We start from the raw sequence: 15,686 nt of genomic DNA on the forward strand, positions 1-15,686 counted from the left end.
TGAACGCCTCGCGCGCGTGCGCCGGGTTCGGGGCGGTGGGCGGGCACCGCGTGGATCAGCGGCCGCGCGGCGCCGGTTTCACCACCGTGCCGTTCTCACCACCGCGCCGTCCTCACCACCGTGGGCGGGTGGACCAGCCGGAGCCCCATCTGGATCAGGAGCCATCCGGCACGGTCGCGCAGCCATGACCAGCGCCGCCACGGCCGCGGGGAAGCAGCCGCGCGGCGTGCGAGGGCGTGTGCGTCGGCCGCCGTGCGCAGCTCGCAAGACCGCACGTGGCTGAGGAGCAAGTACGCCTCGGGGTCGTGGGTCATGCCGTCACCTCGGGTGGCCGGGGGAAGGCATGCAGGTGGATGCGGACGGTTTCGGCCTGCTCGTCGTGCTCCGCTTGCCCGTCGCGCTCGCCGTGCTCGTCGTGCTCGTCGTGCTCGTTCCGCGCAGCCTCCACGCCGCTGTCCCGGTAGCTTTCGACGACCTCATGGAGCCGACTGGTCAGCTCCCGTACCTGCCGGGGCGTCAGGCTGAGCTGGAAGTCGCTGACGTCGGAGACTTCGCGCCACGGCGTCGGCCACTCCTGGAAGGTGCCGAGGAAGGAGGCGAGTTCCAGCGCGTGGTGCGCTGCCATCTCCTGGAGGAACAGGTGCAGCGCACCCCGTACCTCGGGGTCGGTGTGATCGAAGAACTCGTTGACGCTGTCGATCCGGGTTCCCTCGTGTGCCGACTTCCACCACCGTTCCCGGCCGGTGCCGCGTTCGGGATCGTCTCGGACGAAGCCGTACTCGGCGAGCTGCCGCAGGTGGTAACTGGTGGCCCCGCTCGACTCGCCCAGCCGGGCGGCCAGTTGAGAGGCGGTCGCGGGCCCGTACTCCCGCAAGGACCCCAGCAATCGCATCCGCAGGGGATGCGCGACCGCGCGCAGCGAACGGGCGTCGAGCCGGTGGACCGGGCGTTCATAGCTGACCATGCTGAAACACTCTAGGGATGCAAAGAACCTTTGCATAGGAGTTTTGCGAAAGCCGTGTGCACCCTCTCGCCTGCGCTCATCTCATCGCCCCGCCACCGCGAAACGACGGTTCAGGGCCGGACAGGTGTGCCCGTCGGGGCAGCAGGAGCGGGGTGGCCAGCAGGAGGAGGCCGGAGAGGGTGATCGCCGTGAGGGGGCCGGTGAGGGTGGCGAGGACGCCCCAGGCCACCATCATGGCGGCCTGTACGAGCTTGCTGCTCACGCTCCATGTGCTGAGGACCTGGGCTGCGTGCCGCGCGGGAGTCCGGCGCAGGCGTTCCGTGGCGTAGACCGGGTTGAAGACGCCCATGCATGTGATCAGCAGGGCCTCGACGACGATCACGGTGAGGAGCCCGGGCACACCGGGCCCGATGAACGCGAGACCGAGCGGGAAGAGCGACCGCAGCCATCCGGAGACCGACATCACCCGGTACCGCCCGTAGCGCCGCACGAGGCGCGCGGAGAGGCGGGCGCCCGCGAAGCCGCCGAGTGCCGGGATGCCGAAGGCGAGGCCGTACTGCCAGGCCGGGTAGTGGTACTCGCCCAGCAGGAGGAGGGCCAGGAGCGGCACGGTGGCCATGATCAGGCCGCTGACGAGGATCGAGTTGAGGAAGAGGCCGCGCAGTGCGGGGTCGTGGAGGATGCGGCGCCAGCCGGTGAGCAGCCGCGCTCCGCGCGTCCCGGCGGCCGGGTCGCGGGGTGCCGCGACGTCGCCTCCGCGGATGCGGAGGACGCCGAGCGCGGACAGCAGATAGCTGAGGGCGTCGGCCATGACGGTGACGACCGGGCCGAGCAGCCCGATGAGTGCCCCGCCGAGAGGCGGGCCGGCCGCCGTCGCCACCCAGTGCGTGCCCTCGAACCTCCCGTTCGCGACAAGGAGGCGATCGCCTCGGACGAGGTGTTTCAGATACGCGCCGGACGCGGCGCCGAAGGCGATGCTCGCGGTCCCGGAGACGACCGAGACGACCAGGAGCTGGACGTACGACAGCAAGCCGAGGGCGTACGCGACCGGCACACTCACCATCGCGAGGCACCGGGCCAGATCCATGGCGATCATCACCGGACGCTTGGCCCTGTGCTCCACCCACGGCCCCAGCGGGAACGCGGCCACCGCCGCGACGGCGAGCCCGGCCGCCTCCAGCAGCGACACCGCGAACACGGGAGAGTGCAGCACTCGCACCGCGATCAGTGGGAACGCACCGAAGGCCGCCCATGTGCCGTACGTGCTGACGGCGTAGGACGACCACAGCCAGCCGAAATCGGACCCCAACTTCACGCGCACATGTCTCCTCAGCGACCACCGGTGTGTGAGCCCCCGCATCACACCGGCCGCACCGGAGCAGGCGCAAACAACCACCTGCCGACGAGCCACAACCATCAGTTGGACGTACATAGGCTGGACCCATGGACACCGAGGCAGTGCGTTCGTTCGTCAGGGCGGCCGAGTCCGGACAGTTGCGGCACGCGGCCGACGAGCTGGGCGTGACACAGCAGGCGGTCTCGAAGCGGATCGCGGCCCTGGAGCGACGGCTGGAGGCCCGCCTGTTCACACGGACAGCGCGAGGCGTCGAACTGACCCCTGACGGGAAGGCGTTCCTCCCGCACGCACGGAGCATCGTCGCGAGTGCGGACCGCGCAGTCGCCGCGGTCGGGCCGGGCTCACGCGCCCTGCGGATCGACGTTCTCGGCCTGCGCAGCGCACAGGCCGTCGTCCTGCACGACTACTGGCGGGCACACCCCGGAACCGGCCTCGACGTGGTGACGCTCAGAGTCGACGACCCGCACGTGGTGGCAGCCGCCGTCCAGGCGGGCGACATCGACGCCTCGTTCCGCACCGTCACCGATCCGGCCACACTGCCGCCCGACGTGCGGATGATCCACGCCTTCGACTCCCCGCTGGAACTCCTCGTCGGCCCCGGGCATCCGCTCGCCTCGGCGCACACACTCACACCACCCGAGCTGCGCGGGCTCCGCATCTGGGTGCCGGGCATCGCGCCCCGGAGCGAATGGGCGGAGTTCTACGATCAGCTCGCCACCGACTTCGACCTCCGCATCGACGCGGCAGGCCCGCACTTCGGCGACGAGGTGCTGCTCGAATCGCTCGCGGACTCCGCCGACGTGGCCACCCTCGTCGGTGCGCGCGACCGCTACACCTGGCCGACGGGCAGCGGCCTGCGCCGCGTCCCGATCGTGAACCCGACGCTCGCCTACCCCCTCTCCCTCATGTTCCCCGGCACACACCCGCACCCGGGGCTGCGGGCCGTCATCCGCCACCTCGCAAGCCTGACACCCTCTCCCGGGACGGTCTGGCTTCCGGCCTGGGCAACGCCGTCGGACCGGAGGGTGTCCGCAGCCGCAGGTCTGCCTGGTCTGCCTGGCCTGCCCCTCGACGGGACTCCTCAGCCGGGCGCCCCCGCGACCCGCACACGCTGACTCTCCCCGTCGGAGAGGAACGCCGCCAGCGCCAGCGCCTCCTCGCCGACGTCGTCACGCTCGCCCCGCGAGAAGGCACGCAGCGGGGTGACGGCCACCGTGCCGTCCTCGACGTCCCACGTCGCGGCGACGCGCCCGTCGACCAGCACCACACGCGCACCGGCCACCGACAGACCACGGTGCGCGTCGTCGATGATCCGGCCGCGGTCGTGGTAGCCGAGGATCGCGTTGTCGAAGGCGGGGAGGAAGCGGACCGGCGCGGGTGTGCCGGGGTCGGGGCGTGGTGCGTCGGGCAGGTCCAGCAGTTCCCGGCCCCGCTCGTCGCGGAAGACGACCAGCTCGTCGCGCAGCGCTGCCACCGCGGCGGGCAGCCCGGCGAGGCCGCACCAGGCGCGCAGGTCGGCCGAGGCGGCCGGGCCGAACGTGGCCAGATAGCGTCGCACCAGTGCCTGGCCCACCGGATCGGAGGGGTCGTCGGACGGCGGGTCGATCTCGCGGCCCAGCCACGAGGAGAGCAGCACGTTGCGCACCCCCGCCCTCGTACGCCACACCCCGCGCGGCGGCATCTGCACCGTCGGCAGGAGCGCGGCGACCAGCATCTCGCCCAGTGGCCGCGCCCCGGCAGCGGGCCAGCGCGCGGCGACCGCCCGCGCCAGCTCGGACATGGAGCGGGGCTCGTCGTCGGACATCACGGCCAGGCCCGCCGCCGCCAGCTCGTTCAGGTCCACACCGTCCAGCTCGCGGCGGTAGGTGCCCAGCACCCGCTGACGCAGCATGGCCGTGTGGCGGGACCGCCAGGCCACGGCGTCGTCGGCGGTGACGAGATGGACCGTGCGGCGCATGAGGTGGGTCCGCACCACGTGCCGCTCCGTCAGCAGGTCCGAGAGCGCCGCCGGGGTGAACGCGTCCAGCCGCGACCAGAGTCCGGCGAAGGGCTCCTGCGGCTCCTGTGCCTGGATGCCGCCCAGGTGTGCCACGGCGTCGAGGACCGGCAGGCGGGCGCGGTCGAGCAGCAACTGCCGGGCGAGTGTCGCGCGGTTGAGGGCACGGGTGCCGAGGACGGTCCTCGGGGTGGTCCGGCTCGTCGGGGTCATGCGGCGCTCCGTTCTTCGGCCGGGCGTCGGCGCGGGGAGGTGTGGATCGGGTCGGGTGGGGTGCAGGACACGTCGATCGGTCCGAGGCCGGTGTTGCCCGCCTGGCCGAACACCAGCTCGCGCGTCTTCACTGTGGGTCCTTGTCCAGGTGTCTGCGTGGTCTGGGTGTCTGCGTGTCCGCGTGGTGGGTCGGGTGGTGTGCCCGGGGGCGCGGCACGGGGAGCCCGCCCCCGGGCGGTGCCGGTCAGCCCGCGTTGTACTCGCTGACGACGTCCAGTACCCAGGTCACGCTGAACCGGTCCTTGAGCATTCCGTACAGGGGCGCCCACTGCGCGGGAGCCAGGGGCTGGACGACGGTCGCGCCCTCGGCGAGCCTCTCCCAGAACGTGGTGATCTCGTCGGCCGACTCACCGCGCACCGACACGAAGAACGCGTTCTCGCCCCGGTCCCACGGCATGCGCGAGGGCACGTCGTAGGCCATCACACGAAAGCCGTTGCCGGAGGCCACCTGGCCCCACATCACCTGGTCCGCCTCGGACGGTTCCTGGACGATTCCGGCGTCCTTGTACGTGACCACGGCCACCTCTCCGCCGAAGACGGACCGGTAGAAGTCGAGCGCCGCGCGGGCGTCGCCCCGGAAGTTCAGGTGGGTCACAGTGTTGACGGACATGACGGTTCCTTGTCTCTTGATCCGGCTTGCCAGGGCGCGGCCGGACGCGTCCGGTGAGGTGCGTGCGTCCAGTGGGAGTGCGTGTGTCGGGTGACGTCCGCACGTCCCGTTCCGGCCTCGCCCTGTGATCACACAGTCGCAGGGGAAGAGGTCAGGGTGTGTCCGCTTCTTCGGGCAGCATGGGACCCATGCCGAAGACATCAGCGCGACTGCTGTCGCTGCTCTCCCTGCTCCAGGCGCGCCGGGACTGGCCGGGTGCGCTGCTGGCCGAGCGGCTGGACGTCAGCCCGCGCACCGTGCGCCGCGACGTCGACCGGCTGCGGGAGCTGGGCTACCCCATCGTGACGTTCAAGGGGCCCGACGGGGGATACCGGCTCGACGCCGGTTCGGAACTGCCTCCGCTGCTGTTCGACGACGAACAGGCCGTCGCCCTCGCCGTCGCGCTCCAGATCGCCACGACGACGGGTGTCGGCATCCAGGAGGCCGCGGCACGCGCGCTGACCACCGTCCGGCAGGTCATGCCCGCACGGCTGCGCCGCCGTATCGACACACTCCAGGTCACCGCCGTCGAGCGGCCGGAGGCACGCCCGTACCCCCAGGTCGGCAGCGGTGTCTTCATGGCACTGAGCGCCGCGGTCCACGCCCGCGAGGTACTGCGCTTTGACTACACCCCGGTTCCTCCGCCGGGAGCCGGGGAAGCCAGGGAAGCCGGGGAAACAGGAGGGCACGGGGGAACCGCCGACGGTGGGCGTGCCGGGCCCGCGCCGCGTCGCGCCGAGCCCCACCACCTCGTCACCTGGGGCGGGCGCTGGTACCTCGTCGCCTGGGACCTCGACCGCGAGGACTGGCGCACCTTCCGCGCGGACCGCATCACCCCGCGCACTCCCACGGGGCCCCGCTTCACCCCGCGTGACGTGCCCGGAGGGGAGGTGGCCACCTTTGTGGCCAACAGGTTCCGGGGCGTCGACGGCAGCGGCGACTGGCCCTGCCGAGGCGAGGTGATCCTCGACCTGCCCGCCGCCGAGGTGTCCCGCTACACGCCCGACGGTGTCGTCGAGGCACTCGGCCCCGACCGCTGCCGGCTCGTCATGGGCTCGTGGTCGTGGCCCGGACTGGCCGCGTCCCTCGGCAGGTTCGACGCCGGCATCGAGGTCGTCGGACCCGCCGAGCTGAGGGACGCCTTCGCGCACCTGGCGCGCCGTTACGCGGCTGCCGCCACCCCGTCACGGGGGTGACGGGGCCTGCGGGGCCGGTCAGCCGGAGTGCACCTTCTGGTAGAGGTCACCCAGGTAGTAGTCGGAGGGATCGGGGTTTTCCGCGAGCTGCTTGTTGTGGACGAAGAAGTCTCCGAGCTTCTTCAGCCAGCGGTCCAGCTCGCCGTTCTTCGTCTTCGCCGCCAGCTCGTCGGTGGAGAGTGTCTCCACGTGCGAGGCGTCGGCCGTCGCCTGCGCCTTGCTCACGTCCAGCATCTTGGCGGTGAGGGCGATGGTCTCCTCGGGGTGCTTCTCGCGCCAGTCGTTGGCCTGCTGCAACACCTTGACGACCTTGGTGTTCTTCGACTCCGGCACCTTGTTCCCGGCGACGAAGGCCGTGGGGAAGATGTCCCCGGTGTCCTTGGTGCTGGCCACCTCCTCCAGCTTCGGGACCTTCTTCCGCATGGTGTCGATGGAGGGGTAGAAGATGCCCGCGCCGTCGATCTTCCCGGAGGTGAAGGAGGAGACGACGGTGGACGGGTCCATGGCGACCTTCTGGATGTCCTTCGTGGTCATCCCGGCCTTCTCCAGCGCCATGTTGAGGATCATGTCGCCTGAGGTGCCCTCGGGCACACCGACCCGTTTACCCTTGAGCTCCTTCATCGACGTGATGCCGGGCTGGGCGATGACGCGGTCGGCGTACGTGAACGTGTTGACCCCCACCACTTTGGCCTTGCCTGAGGCGGGGAGCCACATCGCGCCGGGGCCGATGTAGCCGTAGTCGAGATCGCCGGAGCCGAGTGCCTGGATCTGCACGGGGCCGTTGTTGAACACCTTCGTCTTCGCGGTGAGGCCCTGCTTCTTCCACAGCCCCTGCTTCTGGGCGATGGCCAGCAGGGAGGCGCCGTTGTAGTCGCCTATGTAGCCGAAGTCGACGGTGTTGTCGTCCTCGGCTGCTCCCGTCGAGCACGCGTTCATGGCGAGGGTCAGGACGGTGACGGAGAAGAGCGCCGACAACGTGCGGCGGAGGGTGCTTCCGGGCATGGCGGAGGTGTCCTATCAGGGAGGGGAGGTGACGGGGCGGAGGCGTGGGTGTGGGCGTGGGTGTGGGCGTGCCCCGGAGAGGGACGAGGCGGCGGTGTCCGGCGAGGCCGGTGGTGTGGTGTGCGGTGAGGCGCTGTGAGGCGCTCACGCGGCGGGCGCGGCGTCCTCCTGGTGGTAGACGGACGTCCACACCGCGTTCCGGATCTGCCGGAACTCGGCGGAGAGGCGGATCTCCTCGGTACGTGGGTAGGGCAGGTCCACGTCGATGACGCGGTGGACGCGCCCTGGCCTGGCTGCCATGACCACCACACGGCTGGCCAGGTACACCGCCTCGTCTACGTCGTGGGTGATGAACAGGACGGTGCGCTTCTCGCGGCTCCACGTCGCCAGGAGCTGGTCCTGCAACTGCACCCGCGTGAGGGCGTCGAGCGCGCCGAACGGCTCGTCCATGAGGAGGACGCGCGGATCCACCGCGTAGGCGCGGGCGATGGCGCAGCGCTGCTTCATGCCGCCCGACAGCGTCTTCGGGAGTGCGTCGGCGAAGTCCTCCAGCCCGACGAGGGATATCGCGTCGGCGGCCCTGCGGTGCCGCTCCTCGGCGGAGACGGCGGCGAGCTTGAGGCCGAACTCCACGTTCTGACGCACAGTCAGCCAGGGGAACAGCGCGTACTGCTGGAAGATCACACCCCGGTCAGGGCCCGGCCCCGTCACCGGCTCCCCGTCCACCAGCACCTGGCCCGAGCTGGGTTCCTGGAGCCCGGCGGCCATGCTCAGCAGGGTGCTCTTGCCGCACCCGGACGGGCCGACGACGGTGACGAACTCCTGGTCAGCGATGTCCAGGGACACCCCGTCCAGCGCGGTGAACTCGGCGCCCTTGAGCGGGAAGGTCTTCACCACGTCCCGAAAGCTGATCTTGCTGTTCATCGTCGCTCCTGCCAGCCGGTGAGCCGTCGTTCGGCGAGCAGCAGCAGCCGGTCCATGAGGAGGCCGAGCACGCCGATGGTGATGAGGGACACGAAGATGGTGTCCATCTCGAACCAGGTGGACGCCTTCTGCATCCGGTACCCCAGCCCTTCCTGGGCGCCGATCAGCTCCGCCGCGACCACCGTGGCCCACGAGGCGCCGAGCCCGATGCGCATGCCGACGAGGATGAACGGCGTGGAGGCCGGGACGACCACCTTGGCGAAGATGACCCGGTCCGAGGCGCCCAGGACCCGGGCCGCGTTGATGAGGGTGCGGTCCACGTCGACCACGCCCTGGAAGGAGGCGACGACGCAGGCCATGAACGAGGCGAGGTAGATGACCGCGATCTTCGGCACCTCGCCGATCCCGAGCAGCACGACCGTGAGCGGGATGAGGGCGAGCGGCGGGATGGTGCGGAAGAACTGGATGTAGGGCTCGACCACGGCACGCACCGTCGGGTACCAGCCCATGAGGAAGCCCACGGGCACGGCGACGACCACGCCGAGCGCGTAGCCGAGGAAGACCCGGCGCAGGCTGGCGAGCACGTCGGTCGCGAGGGTGCCGTCGGCGACCATGTCCCCGGCCTTGCCCGCCACGGCCGCCGGAGTGGGCAGGTTCTCGACCAGGCCGAGCGCCGCCACGACCGCCCAGACGAGGACACCGGCCACCAATGCGAGGGCGTTGAGGACGAGCGGACGTCGCCGGGAGGAGCGTGCGGCGCGCTGCGAGGGCTGCGGCGGCTGCGCCACGGTGGTCTTCTCGGGAGGGACGATCACGGCCATGGGTGCCTCACTGGATTCACGCGTGCTCCTCGGTGACGGGCTGCGGATAGCGGGAGAGCAGGGGGGTTTCGTGGAGGACGAGGGCGATGCCGCCCAGCGCGCTGCCGGCTTCGCCGAGGGCGGCCCGCCGTACGCGCACGCGGTCCCTGACCATCGGCATCACATGGGTGTGCAGGGCCCGCCTGACGGGCTCGAGCAGGGCGTCTCCGGCGTCCGCGAGTTCGCCGCCGATGACGATGACGCCCGGACCGACCGCGTTGCACACGGCGGCGAGCACGGTACCGATGTCGGTCCCCGCCCGCTCCAGCACCGTCAGCGCGACCGGGTCGCCCGACTCGGCCGCGGCCAGGAACGCGGGGAAGCCCCCGGCCGTGCCTCCGGCCTCGCGGTAGCGGTGCAGGACGGCGTCGAGCGAGGCGACGGTCTCCAGACAGCCGGTGCCGCCGCACTCGCAGGGCGCGCCGTCGGGGTCGACGGTGATGTGCCCGAACTCGCCCGACATGCCGTGCGTTCCCCGGTGCAGCGAGCCGCCGACGACCAGGCCGCCGCCCACACCGTGGGACAGCCGCAGATACAGGACGTCGCCGCCGTCGGAGGCCGCGCCCCACACCGCCTCGGCGAGCGCGGCGAGCCTGGTGTTGTTGTCGATCAGCACCGGGACGCCGAACCGCTCGCGGAGCAGACCGGACAGGCCCGTCGGGCCTTCGGCGGCGCCGGGCGACGGGGCCTGTGCCCCGGGGGCAGCACCGGAGCCGCCGGCATCCCCGGCATCCCCGACGTCGCCGATCGGTCCGACCACGCCGACCCCGATCGCGCTCAGCGCGCCGAGCCGGAGGGTGCCGCGCCGTGCTGGCCTTCGGCCGGACGCCCCCGACGCCCCCGACGCCCCCGACGCACCGGACGCGCCTGACGTGCCGCGCTCCGCCTCGTCGTCCGGGGGAGCGCCGCCGAGCGAGCCGAGGAGACGTTCCGCGATGTCGGCCCGCTGGGACCAGGTCAGTCCCGGCGCGTGCGCCTCGCTGGCCGAACCGATCATCTCGTGGGCGACGTTGATCGCCGAGACATGGACAGCGCGACGGGCGAAGTCGATGCCGATCGCCTCCCCGGCATCCGGGTTGAGGCTGAGCTTCTCGACCGGCCGCCCGCGCCTGCGTACCTCGGCCGGAGGGGTGGCGGCGACCACCGCTCCGCCCTCCACGAGACCGGCGACGATGTCGTACAGGGTGGTGCGGGACAGGCCGCTGTGCGCGCCCAGTTCGGCCCGGCTGAGGGGGCCGTGCTTACGGAGGAGATCCAGAACGGACTGCTCATGGCTCTTGCGCAGCCGCGTGAGCGGACCGTCGTGTGCCTGCATGCCGCACAGCATGGAGAGCGCCACGGTTTTTCGTCAATGAGTCGGAACAAAAAGATTTCCGGCCCCCGCGGGCCCGGACAAGGCGCCGCAGCGCCGCCGTTGCGGGGCCGTCCCGCCCATGGCCGCCAGGGGGAGCGGTCCCTGGCCGCCCAATTATGTTCGCACTATTGACATAAATCTCGCGCAGGTCGGAACATGCCTCGCGTGGCACTGGTCAAGATCGCCCCACCACGCGGCGGTGACGACGGACGCCCGCGTGGACGCGCGCCCTCGGCCGCGGCGGAGCGGGCGGACAACGCACCGGCCACCCGCGACGTCCCCCGCCCCGGTCGCCCCCGCTGACCCCGGGACGGCCGAACCGAAAGGGTCCCCGTGCGCCCCAACATGCTCTTCCTCATGACCGACCAGCACCGGGTGGACACCCTCGGCGCCTACGGCAACCCGCACGTCCGCACCCCGAACCTGGACCGGCTCGCGGCCGAGGGCACCCGCTTCGACAGCTTCTACACCCCCACCGCGATCTGCACCCCGGCCCGCGCCAGCCTGCTCACCGGCGCCGCGCCGTTCCGGCACAAGCTGCTGGCCAACTACGAGCGCAACGTCGGATATCTGGAGGACCTCGCCGACGACCAGTTCACCTTCGCCGGGCAACTGCGCTCCGAGGGCTACCGGCTCGGGCTGATGGGCAAGTGGCACGGCGGTGTGCGGCGCACCGCGGCCGACTACGGCTTCGAGGGCCCGGACCTGGCGGGCTGGCACAACCCCGTGGACCACCCCGACTACCTCGCCTACCTGGAGGAGAACGGCCTGCCGCCGTACCGCATCACCGACCCCGTACGCGGCACCACACCCAACGGCAGCCCCGGCAACCTCCTCGCCGCGCGGCTGCACCAGCCGGTCGAGGCGACCTTCGAGCACTACCTCGCCACCCGCACCATCGAGATGCTGCGCCGCTGGGTGGCCGACGGAGTGGGCGGCGGCGTCACGGGGCCCGGAGCGGTCACCGGGACAGGGGAGGAGGCGGAGGAGGGGGAGGACCGGCCGTTCTTCATGGCCACCCACTTCTTCGGCCCCCACCTGCCCTACATCCTCCCGGACGCGTACTACGACATGTACGATCCCGCGCTGGTCGAACTGCCCGCCTCGGTGAGCGAGACCTTCGCCGCGAAGCCCCCGGTGCAGAGCAACTACAGCAAGCTGTGGGCCTTCGACACGATGCCGCTGGAGGAGAGCCGCAAACTCATCGCCGTCTACTGGGGCTATGTGACCCTCATCGACGAACAGATCGGACGGATCCTCGACGCGGTACGCGAGCTGGGTCTGGAGGAGCACACCGCGGTGTTCTTCACCGCCGACCACGGCGAGTTCACCGGCGCACACCGGCTGCACGACAAGGGCCCGGCGATGTACGAGGACATCTACCGCATCCCCGGCCTGCTGAAGGTCCCCGGCGGTCCTGCGGGGCAGGTCCGCGACGAGTTCGTCTCGCTCACCGACTGCGCCGCCACCATCCTCGACCTCGCGGGCAGCGACACCAAGCCCGCTGTGGACAGCCGCAGCCTGCTGCCGCTGGCCACCGGCGAACACCCCGAGTGGGACGAACACCACCTCGCGGAGTTCCACGGCCACCACTTCCCGTACCCCCAGCGCATGCTGCGCACCCGCCGCCACAAACTGGTGGTCAACCCCGAGTCGCGCAACGAGCTGTACGACCTGGCCGCCGACCCCGACGAACTGCACAACCGCTACGACCACCCCGAACTGCGCGAGGTACGGGCCGAACTGACCCGTACGCTCTACGACTTGCTGCGCGAGCGGGGCGACAACTTCTTCCACTGGATGACGCCCATGTACGACGTGGAGACGGACTACGACACCACACTCTCGGCGTTCGAGAGCGAACCCGCCGACTGACCGGCCGACCGACCCACCGGACCGACCCGCCGACCACCAGGAGCGGCAACGGCCCCGGGCCGTCAGCCCGTGGCCGTCGGCGGGCGGCCGGTGGTGCGTTCGGTCCGGTGCGGCGGCCGGCCGACCGCCCGCTGCATGCGGAGCTGGCCGATCTCCGCTGCGTTCTTCATCAGCTCGGCGTTCACCCAGGTGACCATGTGGGCGACCGTGTGCCGGGGGTCGTGCTGCCACGGGAACGGTGCGGTGGCCTCCAGGCCGTCATCGGTGAGCTGGTCCAGGGCCGTCAGCCACTGCGCACGCAGACCGCGCAGCCACTCGACGGTCGGCTCGCCCGCGCCCGGCCAGATGACGTCACCGCGCTCCCGGGCCGTTCTGCCGTGGGCGTGGTCGATGGTCACGCTCCACCACCAGCCGATGTGCCAGCTCAGCCAGGCGATCGTCGGCACAGGAACGGGGTCAGGCTCGCTCTCCGCCCAGTCCGGTACCCACGCGCCGTCATCGGCCCGGCGTACCGTCCAGCAGTCGGCGGCGGGCTCCCACAGGAAGTCGTCCGGCTGGAGCCTCTCCAAGTGGTACTCGAACAGCGACCACGTCAGGTCGAACTGCCAGCGCAGCAGGTCGAGCGAGTGCCGTGGGGCAGGCCCGTTTCGGGAGACAGTCACGGGCCGACCCTCGCACGACGTTGTTGCCGATGGGAATCGATTATTCAGCGGCACGGATGATCGCACGCCACCCCGGAGCCCTCGTGCCCCCGGTTCAGTGCCCCCGGTTCCGGCGCTTGACGTACAGGCGGTTGCCGCGCGGGCCCGTCCACTCCACGCGCACGACACCGGGGACGGCGGCGTCGGCGAGGCGCGACGGGTCCGACCAGTAGCCGAAGTTCGGGTTGCGGAAGAAGGTCGCCCACAGCTCGCCGTCGCGGTCCACGAAGAAGTTGTTGTGCCCGGCGCCGACACCCGCGGTCCACCGCTTCGAATAGGGACCCTCGAAGGTGTCAGAGACGGCGACGACCGCGTCGTACTGATACTGCACGCGGCCGTCGCCGGGCGGATCGTAGGCGTAGCGCGGGCTGCCGTAGCGGTCGATCGACGTCCGGTCCCACGCGGCGTGCAGGAGGTAGTACTTGCCGCCGTGCTTGAACACGTAGGCGCCCTCCAGATACGGCTCCGGCGAGTAGCGCGTCTGCCGGAAAGCGGGGAGGTCCGTCGTCGGGACGATGTCCTCCATGTCGTCCCGGAACTTCGCGTACAGATCGTTGTGCAGCACGAGCCACGCGTCGTCGCCCTCGCTGTAGAGGCTGCCGTCGATGTGGTGGTACGCGCCGGGCTCGATGAACTTCGGGCCGCCGATGAACGGGTCGCCGAAGGGCTTGTCCAGGTTGCCCTCGATCAGCCGGTACGGGCCCTCGACCCCGCCCTCGCTCACCAGCAGGAACGAACCCACCTTGCGGGAGTGGTCGCCCATGCACGCGACGAGGTACCACGTGTCGCGGAAGTAGTGCAGCTCGGGGGCCCACGCCTGGCCGCGCTTGCCGAACTCGTCGTCGTGCCAGTACCGCTGCCAGTCGGCGACGACCGTACGCCCGGGCCTGTTCTCGTCGGCGAACTCGGGCGACCACACCTTGCCCTTCTCCGCGCCCGGCCGGATGCCGCTCGTGTCGGCGAGCTTCCACGGCCCGCGCAGGGAACGGGAGGTCCACACGAAGATGCCGTCGTTCCACGGGGCCGCCGCCTCCAGGCCCGGCACGCGGGTGGTGCCGGTGGCGACGTAGAGCGGACGGCCGTCGACGACGAAGCAGTTGACGTAGGTGTCGCGCATCCAGACCTGGCCGCGCTCCTTGTCACGGGGCCTCAGTTCGAGCGGGAGGACGAAGGAGTTGTCCTCGCGCGGCCACAGGTCGGTACGCGCGTCGGCGAGGCTGTAGGGCTCCGGCTCGGGAAGGTTCTCCGGGTGGCGGCCCCGGGGCACGGCCTTCCCCTGTGCGATCTGCTGTGCGGTCTGCGCCGACGGTTCGGTCTGCGCCGCCTGCGCGGTGGTCGCGGGCAGCGCCGCCGCCGCTCCGAGGGAGCCTGCTGCGGCCAGGAGGGACCGTCTGCCGAGGTGTGAGCCGTTCTCGGAACTGGTCATCCGTCACGTCCTTTGCGTCGTCGAGGAATACGCCCGTTGGCCCGGCCCGGCCCGACGAGTCCCGCACGTCCTGGCCTGGCATGCCGCTCAGCATGCGAAGGCCCGCTGATTTTCGTCAACACCACGGAAAAATAATCCGGAGCGTCCGACGGCAGCGCGGAACCGCACGTCAGAGCGTTTCCGCTGTTCGCGCGAGGTGCCGAAGGGAATGCGCGAAGGTCACGATTGCATAACGCGAAGGAGGTGACGGCCTCTCGGGCAGCCGCCGAATACTCGGCTGCGCGGGACACGGCTCGCGGTTAGGCTCCCGCCCGAGGGGCTGACGAGGCGCCGTGCCGACGGCGGCCGGTCAGCGGACCGGGGGAGGTTCGGAAATGGCGAGTCACCTGTTCGCGCTCTGCTGGGACGCGGACGAGCCGCCGCGGCTGGCACGGTTCTGGTCCGGGCTCCTGGGCTGGGAGACGGCCGGAGAGCCGGACGAGGGCGTCGTCCTCGTGCCCGGTGACGACACCGGGTTCCGGCTCCGCTTCCTCCCGTCCACGGAGGGGAAGAGCGGCCAGAGCCGGATGCACTTCGACCTGACGAGCACCTCCCTGGAGGACCAGCGGCAGACGGTGGCCAGGGCACTGGAACTGGGCGCACGGCACATCGACATCGGGCAGGGCCCCGAGGAACCCCATGTGGTGCTCGCCGACCCGGAGGGCAACGAGTTCTGCGTCATCGAACCGGGCAACAACTTCCTCGCCGACTGCGGCTTCATCGGCGCACTCGCCTGCGACGGCTCACAGGCGGTCGGGTACTTCTGGAGCGAGGCGCTGGGCTGGCCACTGGTCTGGGACCAGGACGAGGAGACCGCGATCCGTTCGCCGCACGGCGGACCCAAGGTCACATGGGGCGGCCCGCCGCTGATGCCGAGGGAGGGCAGGGACCGGCTCCGCTTCGACGTCGCGCCGCCCGCCGACGGTGACCAGCGCGCCGAGGTCGAGCGCCTGCTCGCCCTCGGCGCGAAGCGGACCGGCGACGGCCGGGGGGACGGGGCGGCCGACGGGGTGACGATGGCCGACCCCGACGGCAACGAATTCCGTGTGCTGACGCCCCGGTAGCCCGGC

Annotated in this window: 16 protein-coding genes; 4 read left to right on the top strand and 12 right to left on the bottom strand. The window is 71.2% G+C overall.

Annotated features, from left to right (window positions below; translation table 11 throughout):
* Positions 1–95: 95 nt before the first annotated feature.
* The 3 genes from ACYVOO_RS20810 to ACYVOO_RS20820 all read right to left on the bottom strand — a co-directional run bounded on the left by ACYVOO_RS20810 (position 96) and on the right by ACYVOO_RS20820 (position 2,324).
* Positions 96–314 carry a hypothetical protein gene (locus ACYVOO_RS20810; protein ID WP_461017157.1) on the bottom strand — a complete coding sequence of 73 codons (219 nt, stop codon included), beginning with the start codon at positions 312–314 and terminating at the stop codon, positions 96–98.
* On the bottom strand, positions 311–964 hold the full coding sequence (locus ACYVOO_RS20815) for an ArsR/SmtB family transcription factor (protein WP_461017158.1): 654 nt from the start codon (positions 962–964) through the stop codon (positions 311–313). Before ACYVOO_RS20815 ends, ACYVOO_RS20810 begins: the two co-directional genes overlap by 4 nt.
* 76 nt (positions 965–1,040) lie before the next feature.
* Entirely contained in the window at positions 1,041–2,324 is a 1,284-nt protein-coding gene (locus ACYVOO_RS20820; RefSeq protein ID WP_461017159.1) for an MFS transporter, read from the bottom strand.
* An 83-nt stretch (positions 2,325–2,407) separates the two neighbouring features.
* On the opposite strand from ACYVOO_RS20820, the gene ACYVOO_RS20825 reads away from it, so the two are divergent.
* Positions 2,408–3,436 carry a LysR family transcriptional regulator gene (locus tag ACYVOO_RS20825; protein ID WP_461017160.1) on the top strand — a complete coding sequence of 343 codons (1,029 nt, stop codon included), beginning with the start codon at positions 2,408–2,410 and terminating at the stop codon, positions 3,434–3,436.
* On the opposite strand, the gene ACYVOO_RS20830 is transcribed toward ACYVOO_RS20825, so the two are convergent.
* The 3 genes from ACYVOO_RS20830 to ACYVOO_RS20840 form a co-directional block, all read right to left on the bottom strand.
* The gene (locus ACYVOO_RS20830; protein ID WP_461017161.1) at positions 3,403–4,530 is read right to left on the bottom strand and encodes a winged helix DNA-binding domain-containing protein; all 1,128 of its coding nucleotides are present in this window, start codon (positions 4,528–4,530) and stop codon (positions 3,403–3,405) included. The two genes, ACYVOO_RS20825 and ACYVOO_RS20830, sit on opposite strands and share 34 nt — an antisense overlap.
* Entirely contained in the window at positions 4,527–4,661 is a 135-nt protein-coding gene (locus ACYVOO_RS20835) for a hypothetical protein (protein WP_461017162.1), read from the bottom strand. The genes ACYVOO_RS20830 and ACYVOO_RS20835 overlap by 4 nt, the downstream gene beginning before the upstream one ends.
* 113 nt (positions 4,662–4,774) lie before the next feature.
* On the bottom strand, positions 4,775–5,200 hold the full coding sequence (locus tag ACYVOO_RS20840; protein ID WP_461017163.1) for a VOC family protein: 426 nt from the start codon (positions 5,198–5,200) through the stop codon (positions 4,775–4,777).
* Between the two features lie 188 nt (positions 5,201–5,388).
* Here ACYVOO_RS20840 and ACYVOO_RS20845 point away from each other — a divergent pair, with 188 nt between their 5' ends.
* Positions 5,389–6,435 carry a helix-turn-helix transcriptional regulator gene (locus ACYVOO_RS20845; protein ID WP_461017164.1) on the top strand — a complete coding sequence of 349 codons (1,047 nt, stop codon included), beginning with the start codon at positions 5,389–5,391 and terminating at the stop codon, positions 6,433–6,435.
* Between the two features lie 18 nt (positions 6,436–6,453).
* Here the strand turns inward: ACYVOO_RS20845 and ACYVOO_RS20850 are convergent, their stop codons facing one another.
* From ACYVOO_RS20850 to ACYVOO_RS20865, 4 genes are all read right to left on the bottom strand, one after another.
* A complete protein-coding gene (locus ACYVOO_RS20850; protein ID WP_461017165.1) occupies positions 6,454–7,437 on the bottom strand; it encodes an aliphatic sulfonate ABC transporter substrate-binding protein in 984 nt (327 codons plus the stop codon).
* A 144-nt stretch (positions 7,438–7,581) separates the two neighbouring features.
* Entirely contained in the window at positions 7,582–8,361 is a 780-nt protein-coding gene (locus ACYVOO_RS20855) for an ABC transporter ATP-binding protein (RefSeq protein WP_461017166.1), read from the bottom strand.
* Positions 8,358–9,182, bottom strand: coding sequence for an ABC transporter permease (locus tag ACYVOO_RS20860; protein ID WP_453344053.1), 825 nt, complete (start codon positions 9,180–9,182; stop codon positions 8,358–8,360). The genes ACYVOO_RS20855 and ACYVOO_RS20860 overlap by 4 nt, the downstream gene beginning before the upstream one ends.
* Before the next feature lie 16 nt (positions 9,183–9,198).
* Positions 9,199–10,548, bottom strand: a complete 1,350-nt coding sequence (locus tag ACYVOO_RS20865) for an ROK family transcriptional regulator (protein ID WP_461017292.1) — start codon at positions 10,546–10,548, stop codon at positions 9,199–9,201.
* Between the two features lie 384 nt (positions 10,549–10,932).
* Between ACYVOO_RS20865 and ACYVOO_RS20870 the strand changes: the two genes are divergently transcribed.
* Positions 10,933–12,450: a sulfatase-like hydrolase/transferase gene (locus ACYVOO_RS20870; protein WP_461017167.1), complete on the top strand. Its 1,518-nt coding sequence runs from the start codon at positions 10,933–10,935 to the stop codon at positions 12,448–12,450.
* A gap of 62 nt (positions 12,451–12,512) precedes the next feature.
* Here ACYVOO_RS20870 and ACYVOO_RS20875 read toward each other — a convergent pair whose 3' ends face one another.
* Positions 12,513–13,112: a DinB family protein gene (locus tag ACYVOO_RS20875; RefSeq protein ID WP_461017168.1), complete on the bottom strand. Its 600-nt coding sequence runs from the start codon at positions 13,110–13,112 to the stop codon at positions 12,513–12,515.
* Positions 13,113–13,206: 94 nt separating this feature from the next.
* Entirely contained in the window at positions 13,207–14,577 is a 1,371-nt protein-coding gene (locus tag ACYVOO_RS20880) for a family 43 glycosylhydrolase (RefSeq protein ID WP_461017169.1), read from the bottom strand.
* Positions 14,578–14,951: 374 nt separating this feature from the next.
* Here ACYVOO_RS20880 and ACYVOO_RS20885 point away from each other — a divergent pair, with 374 nt between their 5' ends.
* Positions 14,952–15,680 (top strand): VOC family protein, encoded by a 729-nt coding sequence (locus ACYVOO_RS20885; RefSeq protein ID WP_461017170.1) that lies wholly within the window; start codon positions 14,952–14,954, stop codon positions 15,678–15,680.
* Positions 15,681–15,686: the final 6 nt, after the last annotated feature.

The sequence above is a fragment of the Streptomyces daliensis genome (assembly GCF_054782395.1).